The organism is Flavivirga spongiicola (assembly GCF_030540825.1).
Taxonomy (GTDB): Bacteria; Bacteroidota; Bacteroidia; order Flavobacteriales; family Flavobacteriaceae; genus Flavivirga; species Flavivirga spongiicola.
The window spans coordinates 2973159-2993789 of sequence record NZ_JAUOEO010000001.1 but is presented as its reverse complement, the minus strand read 5'-3'; the positions used below and the strand labels follow the sequence as shown (position 1 = coordinate 2993789).

General features: G+C 34.5%; 18 protein-coding genes and 1 riboswitch. Of the genes, 2 read left to right on the top strand and 16 right to left on the bottom strand.

Translation table 11 applies throughout. The features are described 5' to 3' along the window. The first annotated feature begins 90 nt into the window (after positions 1–90). Together pta and Q4Q47_RS11955 are read left to right on the top strand one after the other, a co-directional pair. Complete coding sequence (gene pta / locus Q4Q47_RS11960) at positions 91–2181, top strand: phosphate acetyltransferase (RefSeq protein ID WP_303306889.1); 2091 nt, start codon at positions 91–93, stop codon at positions 2179–2181. 2 nt (positions 2182–2183) lie between these two features. Then, the gene (locus Q4Q47_RS11955; RefSeq protein WP_303306888.1) at positions 2184–3371 is read left to right on the top strand and encodes an acetate/propionate family kinase; all 1188 of its coding nucleotides are present in this window, start codon (positions 2184–2186) and stop codon (positions 3369–3371) included. A 74-nt stretch (positions 3372–3445) separates the two neighbouring features. Here Q4Q47_RS11955 and Q4Q47_RS11950 read toward each other — a convergent pair whose 3' ends face one another. The 16 genes from Q4Q47_RS11950 to cysD all read right to left on the bottom strand — a co-directional run bounded on the left by Q4Q47_RS11950 (position 3446) and on the right by cysD (position 20531). Then, positions 3446–4192, bottom strand: a complete 747-nt coding sequence (locus Q4Q47_RS11950; RefSeq protein WP_303306887.1) for a head GIN domain-containing protein — start codon at positions 4190–4192, stop codon at positions 3446–3448. Between the two features lie 260 nt (positions 4193–4452). Then, positions 4453–5553 (bottom strand): acyloxyacyl hydrolase, encoded by a 1101-nt coding sequence (locus Q4Q47_RS11945; RefSeq protein WP_303306886.1) that lies wholly within the window; start codon positions 5551–5553, stop codon positions 4453–4455. A 37-nt stretch (positions 5554–5590) separates the two neighbouring features. Next, complete coding sequence (gene metF / locus Q4Q47_RS11940) at positions 5591–6547, bottom strand: methylenetetrahydrofolate reductase [NAD(P)H] (protein ID WP_303306885.1); 957 nt, start codon at positions 6545–6547, stop codon at positions 5591–5593. Between the two features lie 184 nt (positions 6548–6731). Next, complete coding sequence (locus tag Q4Q47_RS11935) at positions 6732–6965, bottom strand: hypothetical protein (protein WP_303306884.1); 234 nt, start codon at positions 6963–6965, stop codon at positions 6732–6734. A gap of 75 nt (positions 6966–7040) precedes the next feature. Further along, complete coding sequence (gene metH / locus Q4Q47_RS11930; protein WP_303306883.1) at positions 7041–9749, bottom strand: methionine synthase; 2709 nt, start codon at positions 9747–9749, stop codon at positions 7041–7043. After that, entirely contained in the window at positions 9746–10099 is a 354-nt protein-coding gene (locus tag Q4Q47_RS11925) for a four helix bundle protein (RefSeq protein WP_303306882.1), read from the bottom strand. The genes metH and Q4Q47_RS11925 overlap by 4 nt, the downstream gene beginning before the upstream one ends. A gap of 30 nt (positions 10100–10129) precedes the next feature. After that, positions 10130–10426: an antibiotic biosynthesis monooxygenase family protein gene (locus Q4Q47_RS11920; protein ID WP_303306881.1), complete on the bottom strand. Its 297-nt coding sequence runs from the start codon at positions 10424–10426 to the stop codon at positions 10130–10132. 10 nt (positions 10427–10436) lie between these two features. Further along, positions 10437–11450 carry a homocysteine S-methyltransferase family protein gene (locus tag Q4Q47_RS11915; protein WP_303306880.1) on the bottom strand — a complete coding sequence of 338 codons (1014 nt, stop codon included), beginning with the start codon at positions 11448–11450 and terminating at the stop codon, positions 10437–10439. Positions 11451–11533: 83 nt separating this feature from the next. Further along, positions 11534–11644, bottom strand: a riboswitch (SAM riboswitch). 90 nt (positions 11645–11734) lie between these two features. Next, a complete protein-coding gene (gene cysM / locus Q4Q47_RS11910) occupies positions 11735–12625 on the bottom strand; it encodes a cysteine synthase CysM (RefSeq protein ID WP_303306879.1) in 891 nt (296 codons plus the stop codon). Continuing rightward, entirely contained in the window at positions 12612–13355 is a 744-nt protein-coding gene (epsC, locus tag Q4Q47_RS11905; protein ID WP_303306878.1) for a serine O-acetyltransferase EpsC, read from the bottom strand. The genes cysM and epsC overlap by 14 nt, the downstream gene beginning before the upstream one ends. A 128-nt stretch (positions 13356–13483) precedes the next feature. Further along, entirely contained in the window at positions 13484–14536 is a 1053-nt protein-coding gene (locus tag Q4Q47_RS11900; RefSeq protein ID WP_303306877.1) for an NAD(P)/FAD-dependent oxidoreductase, read from the bottom strand. Between the two features lies 1 nt (position 14537). After that, positions 14538–15125 carry a precorrin-2 dehydrogenase/sirohydrochlorin ferrochelatase family protein gene (locus tag Q4Q47_RS11895; protein ID WP_303306876.1) on the bottom strand — a complete coding sequence of 196 codons (588 nt, stop codon included), beginning with the start codon at positions 15123–15125 and terminating at the stop codon, positions 14538–14540. An 11-nt stretch (positions 15126–15136) separates the two neighbouring features. Continuing rightward, positions 15137–15943, bottom strand: a complete 807-nt coding sequence (cobA, locus tag Q4Q47_RS11890) for a uroporphyrinogen-III C-methyltransferase (RefSeq protein WP_303306875.1) — start codon at positions 15941–15943, stop codon at positions 15137–15139. 30 nt (positions 15944–15973) lie between these two features. Further along, the gene (locus Q4Q47_RS11885; protein ID WP_303306874.1) at positions 15974–18091 is read right to left on the bottom strand and encodes a HEPN domain-containing protein; all 2118 of its coding nucleotides are present in this window, start codon (positions 18089–18091) and stop codon (positions 15974–15976) included. Between the two features lie 117 nt (positions 18092–18208). Beyond that, complete coding sequence (locus tag Q4Q47_RS11880; RefSeq protein ID WP_303306873.1) at positions 18209–19456, bottom strand: sulfate adenylyltransferase subunit 1; 1248 nt, start codon at positions 19454–19456, stop codon at positions 18209–18211. A gap of 157 nt (positions 19457–19613) precedes the next feature. Continuing rightward, the gene (cysD, locus tag Q4Q47_RS11875) at positions 19614–20531 is read right to left on the bottom strand and encodes a sulfate adenylyltransferase subunit CysD (protein ID WP_303308467.1); all 918 of its coding nucleotides are present in this window, start codon (positions 20529–20531) and stop codon (positions 19614–19616) included. Positions 20532–20631: the final 100 nt, after the last annotated feature.

Here is a 20631-nt window from a genome sequence, read left to right as displayed (position 1 = left end):
TAATTTTGCGGTACAATATTTTAAACACAGCATAGTTAATTCGTTTAAAGACAAACAATAAACTATCTTGTAATACTATAAAACACTACTATGAGCAAAGGAATTTATGTAGCTACTATTGAGCCTAACAGTGGAAAATCTGTTGTTGTTCTTGGCTTAATGCGTATGCTTTTGGGAAAGACTGCTAAGGTTGGGTATTTTAGACCAATCATTGAAGATCTTGAAGCTGGAGAAATGGATAATCACATCAATACAGTGATGTCTCATTTTGAACTAGATATTAATTACAAAAAAACATTTGCATATACAAGAAGCCAAGTGCTTGACTTATATAATCAGGGGAAATCTGGTGAAGTTATAGATGAAATTATAAAAAAATACAAAAATCTTGAAGCCCATTTTGATTTTGTTTTAGTAGAAGGTACTGATTTCTCTCACGAAAACTCAAGTTTAGAACTAGATATTAATATTTTGATATCTAAAAATCTGGGGATTCCTGTTATTATAGTTTCTCAAGGAGACAAAAAAGAACTTAAAGAGATCGTGGATAGTGTTCAATTAGCACATAATACTTTTATACAAGATGTTGATGTGCTTTCAATAATCACTAACAAAGTAAACCCTGAGGACCTTTCTACGCTTAAAGCACAATTAAAAACACGTATAAGCAACGGAACAGATATTACTGTTATACCTAAAATCCCTAACCTTAGCAGTCCTACTGTAAAAGAAATTTCAAAAGCTTTAAATGGCGAAGTTCTTTTTGGTCAAGACATGCTAAATAACCTAACCGAAAATTTTAGCGTAGGAGCTATGCAATTACGTAATTATTTAATCCATCTAAAGGAAAATGCACTGGTTATCGCACCTGGTGATAGAGCCGATATTATCTTGGGAGCTTTACAAGCTAATATTTCAAAAAATTATCCTAAAATTGCTGGGATTATTTTAACAGGCGGCCTTATCCCTGAGGAACCTATTTTAAAACTTATTGAAGGACTTTCCAGTATTGTGCCTCTTATTAGTGTAAAGGGCGGCACATATCATGTAGCTAGTAGTATTGGAAATATTAAATCTAGAATATATGCCGAAAACAAAGAAAAAATAGCCACATCTATAGCTGCTTTTGAAAAACATGTAGATACAGACAAGCTAGCAGAACGGCTTATTACTTTTGAATCTGAAATATTTACACCTAGAATGTTTCAATACAATTTACTACAACGTGCCCTAAATGATAAAAAGCATATTGTTTTACCTGAAGGTTATGATGAACGTGTTTTGCGTGCAGCTGCAAGATTAATTAATGCGCATGTCGTAGAACTAACACTTCTGGGCGATGAAGATAAAATTAAGGAGCTTATTGAAAAACTAGATATTCCACTAAACATTAAGGAAATAAACATCGTATCACCAACTAAATCACCACATTTTGAAGACTATGCAAGCACTTTTTATGAACTCAGAAAGCATAAAAATATAAGCATACAAATGGCAAGAGATGCCATGTCTGACGTTTCATATTTTGGCACGATGATGATTTATAAAGGTCATGCAGATGGTATGGTTTCCGGAGCGGTACATACTACACAACATACTTTACGACCTGCATTACAATTTATAAAAACAAAACCCGGAGTAAACTTGGTATCATCTATTTTCTTTATGTGCTTAGAAGACAGAATTTCTGTGTTTGGAGATTGTGCCATTAATCCAAATCCGAATGCACAACAATTGGCAGAAATAGCTATTTCGTCAGCACAAACGGCAAAAGAATTTGGTATAGAGCCTAAAGTTGCTATGCTTTCTTACTCATCTGGTTCTTCCGGAAAAGGGGCTGATGTAGAAAAAGTTAGAGAAGCTACCGATATTGTAAAAGGGCAAACTTCAGATTTAAAAATCGAAGGCCCTATTCAATATGATGCTGCGGTAGATATGCGTATTGGAAAAAGTAAATTACCAGATTCTGAAGTAGCTGGGCATGCCAGTATTTTAATTTTTCCAGATTTAAACACAGGCAATAATACTTACAAAGCCGTACAACGAGAAACAGGAGCATTAGCTATAGGACCTGTTTTACAAGGGTTAAATAAACCGGTAAATGATCTTAGTAGAGGTTGTACTGCTGATGATATTTATAGTACAGTTATCATTACTGCTATTCAAGCTCAAAATCAATAAATATGCAAGTATTAGTTTTAAATTCAGGAAGTTCCTCTTTAAAATTTCAATTATTTTCAATGCCGGAAGAAACCATTCTTTGTTCTGGTTTAATTGAACGCATTGGGTTTGATGATACAAGATTCAAATTCAAAACCGAAGAAGACACTCTTGAAGTTGTAACCGCCATTCCTAATCACAAAAGGGGTCTGGAATTATTAGCAAAACAGTTATTAGATAAAGATACTGGCATTATTAAATCTACTGATGATATTGATATTGTAGGACATCGTGTTGTACATGGTGGTAAACATTTTAGCGATACCACTGAAATTACTGAAGTTGTAAAAGATAAGATAAAAGCGCTTTCGTCATTAGCACCTTTGCACAACCCTCCAAATTTAGAAGGCATTGAAGTTGCCGAAACCATATTTCCAAATGCTAAACAAGTAGCGGTTTTTGATACGGCATTTCATCAATCAATTCCAGAATATGCTTATAAATATGCGATTCCAAATGAATATTCAGAAAAACATAATATTAGAGTTTATGGATTTCATGGCACCAGCCATAAGTATGTTTCAGAAAAAGCTATTGAATATCTAGGGAAAAACAATTCAAAAATCATCACTATTCATTTAGGTAATGGCTGTAGTATGACTGCTGTTAAAGATGGAAAAAGTATTGATCATTCTTTAGGTTTTTCACCTATTAGCGGATTGATTATGGGCACGCGTTCCGGAGACATTGATCCTGCTATCATTTTTCATTTAGCTGAAAAATATGATTATAGCATAAATGAAATCAATACACTACTCCAAAAGAAAAGTGGCATGTTTGGTTTAACAGGCTTAAGTGATTTAAGAGACATCGAAGCGGAAGCTGAAAAAGGCAACAAAGCTTGCCAATTGGCGTTACAAATGAATGTGTACCGTATAAAAAAATATATTGGTAGTTATGCAGCAGTTTTAAACGGATTGGATGCTATCGTATTTACCGCTGGAATTGGTGAGAATTCTATTTTAATGCGCCAAATGGTTTGTGAAGATTTAGACTTTTTAGGTATCGAGCTCGATTCTAAAAAAAATAATATAAAGCCTAAAAACTTAAAAAATATAAATACGGAAACATCAAAGGTTGAAATATTGGTCATTCCTACCAATGAAGAGTTAGAAATTGCTAAGCAATCGGTTAATTTATTTAGTGATTGATCGGAAACAGAGCAAAATTAAAAAAGTTTCTTTTTACAATCTTTTGATAAAATTAGTCTGTTTCCGACCAGTCTCTATTCAAAAATTAATCGTCCTTTATATAATTCATCAACGGCAACTATTGGTGGTCGATTTACAGAAATCACGTCACCCGTTCCAGAAATAGTACCCTTTATTTCTTGTTGCGGGTTTACAATCATATCGTTTGATGACCTGTTCCATAATTGTACCTTTTGAGCAACAAGATCTCGTCCTTCAAAACGCGATGATACTGCTGCAAAAGTAAGATTTAAGTTTTCTGTTTTACCTGAAATAAAACAATTAGACAAATTGTTAAAGACTAATCGAAACGTATTATTATCAATCTGCAATCTAAAATTAGCAGTTGTAAAGGTATCCGGTACTCCAAAATCTTCTGATAGAATAGTTAAACTTGGATATGTTAAAATGCCATCAGAGCTTATATCATATTGTGTAGAACTCCTTATTTCTGTAATATTTGGGGATGTCACGTATACCTTAGTAGTACCATAATCGCGCACATAGTTACAAGTGTTATTATCTGTTAATGTTAGCTTACCGTCTAAAACAGAAGCTTCTACATCATTTAATAAATTCGCTCCAGTTTCGATAATAACCTTTTGTTCAACTCCTTCTTTAATGACTAATTCAATATCGCGATTTACTAATATTCTATTAAAAGGTGCGACAACTATTTCCTGTTGAATAATGGATCCTGCTTTCTGAAAACAGTCCCCAGAATTTTCGCTATCACAAGCTATTATTAAAAACAAAACTAATATTTGAGTTATTCTTTTCATGTTTTCATTCCTGCGAAGGCAGGAATCTATTATTATATTTTAACAATTTAAACTTATTTTGCTTAGTCTTACAAACCCTTCGACTGCGCTCAGGGAAACAGCAGAACAATCTTTTTCAATGGCGTCATTACCACATGCTAATCAAAATTTTTAAACCAAGCCTTGGACAGATATCTGACCATACTATTTATAATAGTCTTTTTTAATTCCTTTTGGGTTTAAGTTTCAATTTATGAGATTCCCACCTTCGTGGGAATTGTTCACAATCTAACACCAACCCCAAATTCTACCGCCTCTGCTTTGGCACCATGCGATTTTAGTGTCAATGCCCCAAACCATTTATCACTAAAATAGCGTTTTAAACCTATCCTAACATATGTACGCCCCTCAAAATCAAACGGATAATAAACATAGTACCCAAACTGTGTAATTAGTGACGTTTTATTAATAAACAATTCATGACCTGCAAAAACACCAACTCTTTTATAATCTTCCTTACCAGATACACCATCTTCTGGGAAAGCAACTGATTTGTGATGAATAATCTCTTTTAAAAAATTTGAAAAGAACACATCGGTTCCAAATTGTAAGGCACTTTTTATATTAATACGCTTATCTGCATAGGCAGAAAAAATATAAAAAGGGAATTGTCCGCTACCAATTATATCACTTTCGTTAATACCACTTCTAAAAGCAAAATTATATTTTATGGGTTGTATAAATGTTTCTTTTTCCTCATTACTAAGAAGTGTTATATATTCCGGTTCTACATCATCTAAACTATAAATTATTCCAACATTTAGAGCTAATGTATTTATACTTGCGTTAGGAGCTTTTACATTAGCATTAGAATAGTGAAGAAATGACAAACCTGCCTGCACCCCAAACCTATCTATAATATGCTCCTTTTTGTAATTAAACATCAAGTAGGTACTACTCATTATTTTAGAACCAAAAGCAATATTTCTGAAATTTTCTTCTTTATCATAAGGATTGGTCGTTAAGGCTAATCCTTGACCAACACGCAGCATTAAATGGCGTTTTAAGAAATAAAAATTGTAATGCGCATATAGTGAATAATTATTTCCTAAAACATCGTTTTTTAGATTTTGGTAAGCAAAAGAGATACCATAATCAGGATAATTATAGCGTTGTTCCCAATCTTTAAATCCATAGGTTTTTTTGTTCCAACCTAAAATTACACCTTCTGGATGTCCTTTAATTAAATGCAGAATATCGTTATTGTGCAACGCGATGTTTCCTTTAAAATAATTAACATCTATGTAAGATGTATATGCTTTTTCTTGTGAAAAAGAAACACTGAAAACTGCACAAAAAATACAGACTAAAAATAACCTCATTAACAGATTTGCTTAAAGAGCAAAAATAACAGAATTATCAAAACAACTGTGATGCAATGGCTTTTATATTATCGCTCTTACCCATAGAGTAATAATGAAGTACAGGAACTCCTGCTTTTTTAAGCTCTTCTGATTGCTTTATAGCCCACTCTATTCCCACTTGTCTTACCTGCTTATTGTCTTTACATTTTTCAACTTCATCAACTAAGGTTTCTGGCAAATCTATTTTAAATACTTGTGGTAATATCTGTAAATGACGCTTTACTGCCAGTGGTTTTATTCCCGGAATAATAGGCACATCAATCCCCGCCTCTTTTGCTTTGTCTACAAATTCAAAGTATTTTTTATTATCAAAAAACATTTGTGTTACTACATAGTCTGCTCCGGCATCTACTTTCTCTTTAAGGCGTCTTAAATCGGCCAGCATCGAAGGAGCTTCCATATGTTTTTCCGGATAGCCGGCAACACCAATGCAAAAATCAGATTTATGATCCGACTCTATAACCTCATGCAAATACTTTCCACAATTCAAATTCTGAATTTGAGCCACTAAATCTGTTGCATAGTTATTACCTCCTTTTGAGGGTTCAAAATATTTTTGATGACTCATAGCATCTCCACGTAAAGCCATCACATTATCAATCCCTAAATAATGACAATCAACCAGCAAATATTCGGTTTCCTCTTTTGTAAAACCACCACACAATACATGTGGAACTGTATCCACATTATATTTATGTTTTATAGCTGCACAAATACCTACGGTACCTGGACGCATACGGGTTATTTTCCTATCTAATAAACCTTCTCCTTTATCAATATAAACGTACTGTTCTCTTGAGGTTGTCACATCAATAAATGGTGGATTAAACTCCATTAAAGGATCTATATTATTATACAATTCCTGAATACTTCTACCTTTTTGTGGTGGAATAATTTCAAAGGAAAACAATGTTTTTCCGTCTGCCTTTTTTATATGTTCTGTTACCTTCATATTTATTTCCTGCAAAGGCAGGAATCTTTTAATTCATTATTTATTTTTTGTCATTCCTACGCCCGCCTGCCGGACGGGCAGGAAAGTGGGAATCTCTTCAATTTTAGTTCTTACCTTTTAACCTACGTTTCAAGTCCTTACTTATTATGTACTGTGAGTTTTCTACTGTAATCACTAACGCAGACTAAACCAATGTTTTCTTCAAATCTTCAAAAGCCTCTTCATACTCCCAATATATCCATCTACCATCTATGTAGTCTGTTAAAATATATTTTTCACTAACTGATTTTATTCTGGAAACAGCTACTACTTTTTTAGAAAACCCATCCAGAGTTATATGCTCTGTTATTTCTTTATTATCATTATCATAACCATGTACAATAATATGACTTCCTAATGTTAACTCTATAAACTCCATTATTTTTTATTATTACTCACAATTAGAAACTCTTCAATTTAATTTCATAAGATTCCTGCCTTCGCAGGAATTTATCTACTGATTAGCAAGATTAGGATGCAACCACTTTCTGGCTTTATCTTTTTTAATCCCTTTTCTAGTAGCATAATCGGTTACCTGATCATCCGTAATTTTACCTAAACCGAAGTATTTTGCTTCTGGATTCCCAAAATAATATCCAGATACTGCAGCAGCCGGCCACATGGCCAAACTTTCCGTTAAAGAAACGCCTATAAGCTTTTCGACATCTAATAACTCCCAAATAGTTTCTTTTTCTAAATGATCCGGACATGCCGGGTAACCAGGTGCCGGACGAATCCCTTTATAAGTTTCTTTTATCAATTCTTCATTAGATAAACTTTCACCTGCTGCATATCCCCAATGTTTTGTTCGCACTTGTTTATGTAAATATTCTGCAAATGCTTCTGCAAATCTATCAGCAATGGCTTGTGCCATTATAGAGTTATAATCATCTTCTTTTTCCTTGTAATAAGTTGCTAGTTCCTGGGCTCCAAAAATACCTACACAAAAAGCTCCCATATAATCCATTTTACCTGTTTCCTTTGGTGCAATAAAATCAGACAAGGCTATATTTGGAATCCCATCTCTTTTCTTTAATTGCTGGCGTAGGGTTCTAAACACTGCAATCTCGCGACCTTTTTTCTGAATAGATATGTCGTCATGGTTAATAGTGTTGGCTTCAAACAAACCAAAAACAGCTTTTGGTTTTAATAATTGTTTTGCAACAATTTGTTTAATCATAGCTTGTGCATCTTCGTATAATTGTGTTGCCTGTTCACCCACAACCTTATCCGTTAAGATCTCTGGGAATTTACCATGCAAATCCCACGAAATAAAGAAAGGTTTCCAATCTATGTATGGTAGTAATTCTTTTAAGCTTAATTGCTTTAATATTTGAATTCCTAGCTCATTAGGCTTTACAATTTTAGATGTTTCCCAATCTATAGGGTGTTTTTTACTTCGAGCTTCTTCTATGGATATATATGATTTCTCTTTGCCTCGTTTTAAAAACTTCTCGCGAAATTCATCGTAATCCTTTTTTAGTTTTGCAACATACGCATTGGAAGTTTTCTTATTCAATAAATCTCCGACAACAGTCACCGCTCTGGATGCATCATTTACATGAACTACAGCATTTTTATACTGAGGATCAATTTTCACAGCCGTATGTGCTTTCGATGTCGTTGCACCACCTATTAGTAGGGGTACCGAAAAGTTTTGGCGTTCCATTTCTTTAGCTAAATACACCATTTCGTCTAAAGACGGCGTAATTAAACCTGACAAACCAATAGCATCTACATTATGTTCTTTAGCCTCAGAAATTATTTTTTCTGGTGGCACCATGACCCCCAAATCAACTATCTCGTAATTATTACAACCTAAAACAACGCTCACAATATTTTTACCAATATCGTGTACATCTCCTTTTACAGTTGCCATTAACACCTTTCCTAAGGCTTGTTGTTTTTCGCCTTTTTCAGCTTCAATAAATGGATTTAAATAGGACACCGCTTTTTTCATGACCCTTGCCGATTTAACCACTTGTGGTAAAAACATTTTTCCGGCTCCAAACAAATCACCAACCACATTCATTCCAATCATTAAATGACCTTCAATAACCTCTATTGGTTTTTCGGCTTCTTGTCTTGCTTGTTCTACATCTTCAATAATATAGGCATCAATTCCTTTTACCAAGGCATGTGTAATACGCTCTTGAAGTGTATTTTCCCTCCAGGATAAATCTAAAACCTTTTCTTTTTTAGAACCTTTTACCGTTTCAGCAAAATCTAATAAACGCTCTGTTGCATCGTCTCTTCTGTCTAAAATAACATCTTCAACATGTTCTAATAAGTCTTTAGGAATATCATCATATACTTCTAAAAGGGCAGGGTTTACAATTCCCATATTCATACCTGCCTGAATGGCATAGTATAAAAACACCGAGTGCATCGCTTCACGAACACCATCATTTCCTCTAAAAGAAAACGACACATTACTCACACCACCGCTAACACTCACATTTGGTAAATTTTCACGTACCCAACGCGTCGCTTCAATAAAATCGATCGCATTTCTACGATGTTCTTCCATGCCTGTAGCTACAGGGAATATATTTAAATCGAAAATAATATCTTCCGATGGAAATCCTACTTTGTTAACTAATACATCATAAGAACGCTTTGATATTTCAATACGTCTTTCGTAATTATCTGCTTGCCCAACCTCATCAAAAGCCATCACAACAACAGCTGCTCCATAGCGCTTAATCTGTTTTGCTTCCCAAATAAACTTTTCTTCACCTTCTTTTAAAGAAATAGAGTTTACTACACATTTTCCTTGCACAACTTGAAGTCCGGCATCAATAATCTCCCATTTAGAGCTATCTATCATAATGGGAACACGACAAATATCTGGTTCGGCAGCTATTAAATTTAAAAAGCGCACCATCGATTCTTTACCATCAATAAGACCATCGTCCATATTAATGTCTATTATTTGTGCACCTCCATCAACCTGGTGACGCGCGATATCCAACGCCTCATCAAATTTCTCTTCTTTTATTAATCTTAAAAACTTACGAGACCCAGCAACGTTAGTACGCTCACCAACATTTATAAAATTGCTGTTTTCGTTTAGAACCAAAGGTTCTAATCCCGAAAGTTTCATGTACCTTCTTTGGTTATTAGTTGCTAGTTGTTGGTTGTTGGCTGTTTTATCCATCATATTTTTTTATAATAATTAATAAAACCACTTAACAATTTTTTGCTTGAAATCACTTTTTCTAATATGTTTTTTAATTCTTCTTCTAAAATATATCCTAAATCAAAGGATAAATATAATTGGGTTTCCACTTCATTAAGAGAGCCTTTTGCTATAAAAAGGAAATGAATAGTTTCTTTGTTTGATTGTCTGCCAACTCCTTCTGCTATATTTGATGGTATAGAAATTACACTTCTTCTAATTTGATTTGTTAAGCCATATAGCTCTTCTTGAGGATATGATTTTGTTAATTTATAAACCAACTTAACCAATTCTCTTGAATATTTCCAAACATCTAATTCTGTATAATTCATATAGCTATTTTCTAACCATCAACCAAAAAACTAACAACCATCAACTATTGTATAATGTTCTACTATAGGAAATGGTTCATAAAAATCATGCAACAATGTTTTCCATTCTTGATATTCTTTCGATTTTCTAAATCCGATTTCGTGATCTTCAACCGTTTCCCAATTCACTAATAATATATATTTATCTTCTTGCTCCACACACTTTTTTAATTCGTGCGATATGTAGCCTTTCATGGACGAAATAATACTTTTCGCTTCTTGAAAAGCTTTTTCATAATCTTCTGAAAGTCCTTTCTTGATGTTTAATATGGCTACTTCGAGAATCATAACTCCTATTTTATGAGATTCCTGCCTCTGCAGGAATGACAGTTCTTGGTTTATATTTAGCTGCTATGTCTGCAATAACTCTAATATGTTCCGGACTTGTACCACAACAGCCTCCTATAATATTTATTAAATTCTTTTTTAAATATTCTTCTATTTGCCCCCCCATTTCTTCTGGTGTTTCATCATATTCGCCAAAAGCATTTGGTAACCCTGCATTGGGATGTGCAGAAATTGCAAAATCTGTTTTAGAAGCAATCGCCTCTAAGTGTGGTTGTAATAAGTTAGCTCCCAAAGCACAATTAAAACCTACTGACAATAATGGAATATGTGATACGGAAATTAAAAATGCTTCTGCTGTTTGACCGGAAAGTGTTCTCCCTGATGCATCGGTAATGGTACCACTAAGCATAATAGGAATATCTATGCCCCGTTCTTCTTTGACTTCTTCTATAGCAAACAAAGCTGCTTTAGCATTTAAGGTATCAAAAACAGTTTCTACCAATAACAAATCGGCTCCACCATCAATTAAAGCTTCCACTTGTTGTTTATAGGCTATACGCAGCTCATCAAAAGTAACTGCTCTATAACCAGGATCGTTAACATCTGGCGACATACTCGCCGTACGGTTTGTAGGTCCGATTGACCCCGCTACGAAACGAGGTTTGTGTGGTTCTTTTGCTGTAAATTCATCGGCAACTTCTTTGGCAATCTTAGCCGATTCGTAATTAAGTTCGTATACCAAATCTTCCATTTGATAATCTGCCATAGCGATTGTTGTGCCAGAGAAGGTATTAGTTTCTACAATATCTGCTCCTACTTCAAAATATTTGGCATGTATTTCTTTAATCGCTTTTGGCTGTGTGATAGATAGTAAGTCGTTATTACCCTGCAATGGTGTTGGATAATCTTTAAAACGATCGCCTCTAAAATCCTCTTCGGTAAATTTATAAGCCTGCAACATAGTCCCCATAGCACCATCCAGTACTAAAATACGATCTTGTAAAGCTTGTTTTATGTTTGACATTTTGATATTATTTTTGACGAATGTTTGATTTTCAAATATTCGTTTTATCTATATGTCATCAAGAAAAGTAAAAGAAACACTTTTCGTTATCTTTCTAATATTATTGAATATTAGTAGAATTTAGCACCTTCTTTAAAGTTAAAGGGTTGCCAAGGTTTCACAGGGTCTATTCCCTCTACCTTTCTGGATAACAATATTTATACATTAATGAACTAGCGAACAAAAATACTAACAATATTTTTTTTATTCACATTAAAACAAAAAATTTTAAAAAATTACTTGATTTATTCAAATAAGGGAGATGATAAATACCTATCACCTCTATCACAAATAACAGCCACTATTACACCTTCATTAATGGACTCAGCAACTTCTAAGGCACAAAACACAGAACCGCCGCTACTCATTCCAGCAAACACGCCTGCTTCTTTTGCTAAACGTTGTGTTATTGCTTTGGCATTAGCTTCTGTCACTTCTATAACCTGATCTACCTTAGACCGATTAAAAAATTTAGGCACATATTCTTCAGGCCATTTTCTTATTCCCGGAATTCTGGAATTGTCATCTGGCTGTGCTCCTACAATGGTTACATCTTTATTTTGTTCTTTTAAATATGTTGAGACCCCCATAATGGTTCCGGTTGTTCCCATAGCCGAAACAAAATGAGTTATTTTACCTTGTGTTGTTTCCCAAATTTCAGGCCCAGTAGTTTTATAATGTGCTTTCCAATTATCATCATTTTCAAACTGATTCAACAGCGTATAGCCTTTTTCATCTCTAAGTTTGAATGCCAGATCTCTTGACCCTTCAATTCCGATATCTGAAGAGGTTAAAATAACTTCGGCTCCATAAGCTTTCATCGTCTTTACGCGTTCTTCCGTAGAATTTTCAGGCATGATCAACACCATATTTAATTCTAAAAGTTTTGCAATAAACGCTAAGGCAATCCCTGTATTACCACTAGTGGCTTCAACTAAGGTGCCTCCTTTTTTAATATCACCACGCTTAAGCGCTTCATTAATCATATTAAAAGCAGGTCTGTCCTTAACACTACCTCCGGGATTATTCCCTTCTAATTTCAAAAAAAGCTTAACACCTTCTTTAGAAATTAAATGACTAGCATCTACCAAAGGTGTGTTGCCAATAAAATCTAAAATTGTTTTACCGTATGCCATTCTTTTTGGGTCTGATTTTTATTTCAGTTTGATAGGTTACCAAGGAATTTTCCGGAACCGATTGGGTAATCCATACATTGGCACCTATAATACTATTGGCACCTATAACAATATCACCTCCTAAAATGGTTGCATTGGCATATATGGTCACGTTTTCATTTATAGTTGGGTGTCTTTTTACTTGGGCCAAGTCTTTACTAACCTGAATGCCCCCTAAAGTAACACCTTGATAAATTTTAACGTTGTTTTTTATTATGGATGTTTCTCCTATTACAATTCCCGTTCCGTGATCTATATAAAATGATTCTCCAATAGTGGCTCCTGGATGTATATCTATACCCGTAATACCGTGAATATACTCACTCATCATTCTAGGGAGAATAGGCACATTCAATTTATAAAGTGCATGACTCAATCTATGAATAGATATCGCATAAAAACCAGGGTAAGCCAAATAGATTTCCTCTAAACTGTGTGATGCTGGGTCATTATTTTCAAAAGCTATTGCATCTAAATCTAATTGCTTTCTAATCTCAGAGAGGTTTTGGTTGAAGCTTTTCCACTTTTCTTCCCCGTCTTCTATTGATAGTTTAGAAAGTATTTTAAGAAAAGTAGTTTCTAAATATTGCGCATGTACGACCTGTTGTTCTTCATCAAACAAAGCATAAAACAACCTTTTTGTAAATGTTTTAACTGTATCTTTTAAACAAACGTTGTAACTTTTTTTCATCTGTTTACTTTTATTGCTTTTTATTTGTCAGACCTGCCTGTCGGCAGGCAGGTGTACTGTGATATTTAAAATAATCATTTCCTTGTACGTCTAAAGATTATTTTAGACATGTCGTTTCATGCATTTATTTAATTAATCGCTTGAACAACTGCTTTTGGAGCTTCCTTACGTGTCCCATCAAACCCATCAATTCCACTAACTGTTGTATACTTCAAGACATATTTTTTACCTGGGTTGATAATTCTATAAGCTGCCTGACACATTAATGTAGCCTCATGGAAGCCACAAAGAATTAATTTTAATTTCTCCGGATATGTATTAACATCTCCTATGGCAAAAACGCCAGGGATGTTTGTCTGATAGTTTAAAGCATTATCAACTTTTATAGCATTTTTTTCAATCTCTAATCCCCAATCCCCAATAGGTCCTAATTTAGGAGACAAACCAAATAAAGGAATAAAGTGGTCGGTTTCAATTTTAGTCGTTTCACCATCCTTTATCACACTAACCGCCTCAATTTTTCCGTCACCATGAAGTTCCTTAACTTCAGCTGGAGTGATTAGGTTTATTTTATTTAAGAGGGTTAACTCTCTAACTTTCTCAACAGAGTCCAACGCGCCTCTAAATTCATTTCTTCTGTGAATTAATGTGACTTCGGAAGCTACACCCGATAAAAAGATACTCCAGTCTAAAGCTGAATCTCCTCCTCCGGAAATCACTACCTTCTTGTTTCTGTAAAATTCCGGGTCTTTAATGATGTATTCAACACCCTTATCTTCATAATCAGCAATACCTTCGATAGCTGGTTTTCTAGGTTCAAAAGACCCTAGTCCTCCTGCAATAGCTACAACAGACGCATGGTGTTGCGTTCCTTTATTAGTCGTAACAATAAAAGAACCGTCCTCCTGTTTTTCTATTGTTTCAGCACGTTCACCTAAAGTAAAACCAGGCTCAAATTGCTTGCCTTGTTCAAGTAAATTTTTAGTTAAATCTCCTGCTAAAATTTCTGGAAACCCAGGAATATCATAAATAGGTTTTTTAGGGTAAATCTCAGAACATTGTCCTCCAGGTTGTGGTAATGCATCAATTAAGTGACATTTAAGTTTTAATAAACCCGCTTCAAAAACTGCAAATAATCCGGTTGGACCTGCTCCTATTATAAGTATATCTGTTTTAATCATGTTACAATTTCTTTTTTTCAATTAATCCTTTGGTAAATTCATTAAGCGTTTCTACTTTTTGCTCGAAATCACCTTTTATTGTTTTTCTATATTCATTTAAATTTTTAACCAAATCGTCTACATTTTCCGGAATGACATCCTCAAAAAACTGACGTAATCTTTTGGCTGTTGTTGGCGACTTTCCATTCGTGGAAATTGCTACTTTCACATGGCCTTTTGTTACAATACCTCCCATGTAAAAATCACAATATCGTGGATTATCGGCAACATTAACTAAAATACTTCTTTTCCTGCAATGCTTGTAAATTTTTATATTTACTTCGGGTACATCAGTCGTAGCTACAACCACATGCTTTCCTTTTAAATAGCATTTACTATAAATAGCTTCTATTAATGTAACATCACCTTTCTTTGCAAGTTCTATAGTACCTTCTCTAAACATAGGTGATACCATTGTGACATGTGCATCTGGACTCGATTTTAGTAAAAAAGTTAATTTTTCTTCGGCCACAAAACCTCCACCTACAATAAGTACGCTTAAGTTTTTAGCCTTTAAAAAAACAGGATATAAGTTATTCCTTTCTTCCATACCTAATCAAACTATATGGCATTAACTTCTTTATAAATGGATGTTAATACGGCTCGTTCTTTAACAACATCACCAATAACAATAATAGCAGGGTTTGCCAACCCTTTTTCTGCTACAATGCCCCTAATAGTTTCAATAGTACCAATACCAACATTTTCATCTTCTCTGGTGCCATTTTGAATAATTGCAATAGACATGCCTTGTTTGTTTTCTTCTGAAAAAATACGAACAATTTCGTCCAACTTACTCATTCCCATTAAAATGACCACGGTTGCCGTTGATTTTGCTGCCAAAGCAACATCTGATGACAACTGATGATTTTTAGTTGTTCCTGTAATGACCCAAAAACTTTCTGCAGTGTTTCGTTTTGTTAAAGGAATCCCTCGATATGCAGGTACTGCAAGAGCCGATGATATTCCGGGAACCACAAAAGTTTCTAAACCAAATGACCTTACATAATCTATCTCTTCTGCACCCCTTCCAAATATAAATGGATCTCCGCCTTTCAACCTTACAACATGTCCATGACTTTTAGCTTTACTAACTATAAGCTCATTGATTTGTTCTTGCTGAAACGCGTAACACCCTTTACGTTTACCCACAAAAATAAGTTCGGCCTCGCTTGATGCGTATTTTAGCAACGCCTCATTTATAAGAGCATCGTACAGGATAACATCTGCAGATTCAATAGATTTAATAGCTTTAAGCGTTATTAAATCCACATCGCCTGGTCCAGCTCCTACAACGGTTAAACGCCCCCTAACTCCCGAAGGGGGGACAGATACAATATTGTTGCTATGTGATTTTTTTTCTTTCATCAATAAATTAATGCCAAGGCGATTTTATACCTATGCCGTTATTTTTCCCCCTTTGGGGGCTAGGGGGCTTTCAGCTTCTCTGAATGTTCTTACTTTTTCTAAAAACAAATTAGCATTGCTAATATACTTTGCAGCAAACGCTTCTGTCGGAGCAAATTTATTAATTTGATATATCAATTCTGAAAAAGATGTTCCTAAATCTATATTTCCGCTTGCTATAAACAATTCATCAAACTGACTTACAATGCCTGCATGCGTATTTGTTTTCTTATTTTCTGCCAATAATAACGCTTTCGCGGAATTAACTAAAGAACTGTAAGCATGATAAATGGCACTTGAATACACTTTGTCTCCAAAAGATTTTTTAGCATTATCAATCTTTTCTTCACTTTCTAAAAACAATGTTGTTATTAAATCGATAACCACACCGGCACATTCACCAATACCAATTTCCTTAACATATTTCTCTTCTTCTCCCCAGTCGATAAAATCGTCTTGTGTTAAATTAGTAACATCTTGAAGGTCGTTTAAGAAATCGTAGAAATATCTTTCTCCTTTTTCTTTATAATAGTCTACAAACGATTTCCCTTTTGCATTTGCTTCAAAATCATCTAAAATACGTCGTAATGCTTCCGGCCCTCTTTTACTAGGCACTTTAACCACCTTATCTGCAAACACGCCGTTACCATCTCCTAAGTTTCCACCACCTAATAATACTTGTAATGCAGGTGCTACTAATTTATCCGGTGTACGAACAGACATACCCTGAAAACCAATATTTGCCATATTATGTTGTCCACAGGCATTCATACAACCACTAATTTTAATGACTAAATCTTCATTATTTAAGTACTGTGGATATTCAGCTTTAATAACACGTTCCAACTCATCTGCAATTCCCGTACTGCTTGCAATTCCTAAATTACAAGTATCTGTTCCTGGGCACGCTGTAATATCAACTGCTTTATTATAACCTGCTTCTACAAATCCTAATTTTTCTAATTCATTATAGAAAAACGGTACCAATTCTTCTTTTACAAAAGGAATGACTATGTTTTGACGCAATGATAGTCTTATTTCACCAGCCGCATATTTTTCAATTAAATCGGCTAATAATCTTGCTTTGTCTGTATAAAAATCTCCTAAAAGCACCTTAATACCAATGGCTACATAACCGTCTTGTTTTTGAGGAATCAGATTTGTTGACTTCCAAGTTTCAAAAGCTTTTTGGTCTTTTATTTCAACTTGTGGTATCTCATTTACTTCAACCGGTGTTGAAGCTTCATATGAATCCGCATCAATAGCAACTGACTTAAATTCAATAGCATGTTGCTCTTCTTCAACTAAGTCCTTAAAAGCCTCTAACCCGATATCTTTTATTAAAAATTTCATACGTGCTTTGGCACGACTTTTACGCTCACCATGACGGTCAAAAATTCTTAAAACACCTTCTGTTACCGGAATAATTTTGTCTGTTTCTAAAAAATCATATAACACATCTGCGTGACGCGGCTGTGAACCTAATCCACCACCAAGCATCACTTTAAATCCGCGCACACCATTTTCAATCTTTGCTATAAAACCTAAATCGTGCATGTATGATAAACCTGTATCTTCATCTGAAGAAGAAAAAGACACTTTAAACTTACGCCCCATTTCCTGACAAATAGGATTCCTCAAGAAGGAACGAAATAACGCATCTGCATAAGGTGATACATCAAACGGTTCATTGACATCTATTCCCGCAGTTTCTGAAGCGGTTACATTTCTAACGGTGTTACCACAAGCTTCTCTAAGTGTAACATCGTCACGTTCTAACTCAGCCCAGAGTTCAGGCGTTCTGTTTAAATCAACATAGTGAATTTGAATATCCTGACGTGTCGTAATATGTAAACGACCACGAGAATACTCATCAGACACTTCCGAAATTCTTCGTAATTGATTACTTTTAACTTTTCCGTAAGGCAATTTAATACGGATCATTTGCACACCTTCTTGACGCTGTCCGTAAACACCTCTTGCTAAACGAAGACTTCTAAATTTTTCTTCATCTATTTTACCGTTATGAAAAAGCTCAATTTTATTAGCTAATTCTATAATGTCATTTTCGACAATCGGATTTTCTATTTCTGTTCTAAAACTTTGCATGAGCCCCACCCGACCTCCCCAAAAGGAAGGAGCTTTTTACGAGTCCTTTTTAGTTAAACTTTTCTTTTTCTTAATGATATTATTTTCGACCTTCCCCTTTCGGAGGCTAGGAGGCTTTTACTGGATAAAACCAGCTCCAACCGTATTATTCGTTTGCGGATCGATTAAAATAAATGATCCATTTGTTCTGTGATTTTTAAATTGGTCGTAAAAAATTGGCTTATTTAATTTGAAAGTTATCGAAGCAATATCGTTAACTCCTAACCCAAATACTTCTGTATCTATTCCTGAATAATCTGGATGTATTTTATGATGAATTGTATCTACTTTTGCTAACACTTTATTGATACCATGCTGCACTATATATTTAGAACCAGCTGTTAATTGGTTTGAATCCATCCAACAAACATTAGCAGTAAATTGTTTATCTATAGTTGGTAAATCGCCATCTTTCACGATCATATCTCCTCTACTCACATTGATATCATTTTCTAAAGTGATAGTTACTGATGAACGTCTTGAAGCCGTTTCATACTTTTCATCATAGAAATAGATATCTTTTATTTTAGATTTTGTTTGCGATGGTAATACCACAATATCATCTCCAACAGTCAAATTCCCACCATATACTTTCCCTGCGTAACCTCTAAAATCGTGAAAATCTTCAGTTTTTGGACGTACTACATATTGTACTGGAAATCTTGGAGTTCCGATATTAAAAATATCAGCTTTATCTATTTCCTCTAAATGTTCTAATAAAGTCTGACCTTCATACCAAGACATCTTATCCGTTTTATTTACAACGTTATCTCCTTTTAAAGCACTCACAGGAATAAAGGTTATTTTTTGACCCTGATAATCTCTTTTGCTCATCAGGTCTTCAAAATCTGCTTTAATTTTATTGTAGATTTCTTCTGAATAATCAACCAAATCCATTTTATTAATGGCTACAACGACATCTTTAATTCTCAATAAATTATTAATAAAAAAGTGGCGATTCGTTTGCTCGATCACCCCTTTTCTAGCATCAATTAAAATAATAGATGCTTGAGATGTTGAAGCCCCGGTTACCATATTACGCGTGTATTCCACATGACCAGGTGTATCTGCTATAATGTAACTCTTCTTAGCTGTTGAAAAGTAAATATGAGCCACATCTATGGTAATCCCTTGCTCTCTCTCTGCCACCAAACCATCTGTTGCTAAAGAAAAATCTAAATAATCGTAGCCTCTTTGTTTACTTGTTTTCTCAATAGCCTCTAACTTATCTGTAGTTAATGATTTTGTATCATATAGAATACGTCCTATTAAGGTACTTTTCCCATCATCTACACTTCCTGCTGTTGCAATTTTTAATACTTCCATAGCCTCTCCCCAACCCTCTCCGAAGGAGAGGGCGTTTGTTCGGGTTATATTTTAAAATTTGTTTTTATTCTTTTATTCTTTTACACCTACAAGGTTTTTAAGGTCTTGCAGGATTATACTAGCAAACTTGCTAGTCCCCCTTTTGGGGGTTAGGGGGCTAAAAATACCCCTGTTGTTTACGTTTTTCCATGGCTGCCTCAGAGCGTTTATCATCTATACGCGCACCACGTTCTGAAATAGTACTTTCTCTAATTTCTTTTACTACTTTAGAAATAGATACGGCGTCAGACAATACAGCCGCTGTACAACTCATATCTCCTACGGTTCTAAAACGCACCAATTCTTCTACAACTTCTTCACTATCATCTCTATAAACAACACCATCTTCTGCAGACCAGATCAAACCATCTCTTAAAAATACTTTACGTTTATGTGCAAAATATATGGATGGTATTTCGATGTCCTCTCTTTCTATATAAGACCAAACATCTAATTCTGTCCAGTTTGATATTGGGAATACACGCACATTTTGTCCATGCTCAATATTTCCATTCAACATATCGAATAACTCCGGACGTTGGTTTTTCTCATCCCATTGCCCAAAATCGTCACGTACAGAAAAAATACGTTCTTTAGCTCTTGCTTTTTCTTCATCACGACGCGCACCACCAATACATGCATCAAACTTAAATTCTTCTATAGCATCTAAAAGCGTTGTTGTTTGAAGTTGATTTCTGCTTGAATATCTACCTGTTTCCTCCTTTACTTTTCCTTGATCGATAGAATCTTGTACATGTCGAACAATGAGTTCTAACCCTAATTCTTTAACCAATCGATCTCTAAATTCTATAGTTTCAGGAAAGTTATGCCCTGTATCAATATGCATTAAAGGAAATGGGATTTTAGCTGGGTAAAACGCCTTTACTGCCAATCTCACTAAAGTGATAGAATCTTTTCCTCCTGAAAATAACAACACCGGTTTTTCAAATTGTGCTGCTACTTCTCTCATAATATATATCGCTTCATTTTCTAACGAGTTGATATGTGATGTGTCTTTGTTCATAATCTCTTTTATATTGTTGTTGGTTGTTCGTTTTTGGTTGTTGGTTTTTAAAACGCCCGCTAACAACTTTTACTTTTTTAATTCTAATAACAAATATTTACTTACTGCCAAC

Coding starts and splice junctions, on each gene's coding strand:
- Q4Q47_RS11880 (WP_303306873.1), bottom strand. CDS start 19,456: ATGGAAGTATTAAAAATTGCAACAGCAGGAAGTGTAGATGATGGGAAA.
- Q4Q47_RS11935 (WP_303306884.1), bottom strand. CDS start 6,965: ATGGAGTTTATAGAGTTAACATTAGGAAGTCATATTATTGTACATGGT.
- Q4Q47_RS11950 (WP_303306887.1), bottom strand. CDS start 4,192: ATGAAAAGAATAACTCAAATATTAGTTTTGTTTTTAATAATAGCTTGT.
- epsC (WP_303306878.1), bottom strand. CDS start 13,355: ATGAAAAAAAGTTACAACGTTTGTTTAAAAGATACAGTTAAAACATTT.
- Q4Q47_RS11885 (WP_303306874.1), bottom strand. CDS start 18,091: ATGCAAAGTTTTAGAACAGAAATAGAAAATCCGATTGTCGAAAATGAC.
- Q4Q47_RS11925 (WP_303306882.1), bottom strand. CDS start 10,099: ATGAATTATACAGAATTAGATGTTTGGAAATATTCAAGAGAATTGGTT.
- Q4Q47_RS11915 (WP_303306880.1), bottom strand. CDS start 11,450: ATGTCAAACATAAAACAAGCTTTACAAGATCGTATTTTAGTACTGGAT.
- Q4Q47_RS11900 (WP_303306877.1), bottom strand. CDS start 14,536: ATGATTAAAACAGATATACTTATAATAGGAGCAGGTCCAACCGGATTA.
- Q4Q47_RS11895 (WP_303306876.1), bottom strand. CDS start 15,125: ATGGAAGAAAGGAATAACTTATATCCTGTTTTTTTAAAGGCTAAAAAC.
- Q4Q47_RS11955 (WP_303306888.1), top strand. CDS start 2,184: ATGCAAGTATTAGTTTTAAATTCAGGAAGTTCCTCTTTAAAATTTCAA.
- Q4Q47_RS11920 (WP_303306881.1), bottom strand. CDS start 10,426: ATGATTCTCGAAGTAGCCATATTAAACATCAAGAAAGGACTTTCAGAA.
- Q4Q47_RS11945 (WP_303306886.1), bottom strand. CDS start 5,553: ATGAGGTTATTTTTAGTCTGTATTTTTTGTGCAGTTTTCAGTGTTTCT.
- cysM (WP_303306879.1), bottom strand. CDS start 12,625: ATGGCATACGGTAAAACAATTTTAGATTTTATTGGCAACACACCTTTG.
- metH (WP_303306883.1), bottom strand. CDS start 9,749: ATGATGGATAAAACAGCCAACAACCAACAACTAGCAACTAATAACCAA.
- cobA (WP_303306875.1), bottom strand. CDS start 15,943: ATGAAAGAAAAAAAATCACATAGCAACAATATTGTATCTGTCCCCCCT.
- pta (WP_303306889.1), top strand. CDS start 91: ATGAGCAAAGGAATTTATGTAGCTACTATTGAGCCTAACAGTGGAAAA.
- metF (WP_303306885.1), bottom strand. CDS start 6,547: ATGAAGGTAACAGAACATATAAAAAAGGCAGACGGAAAAACATTGTTT.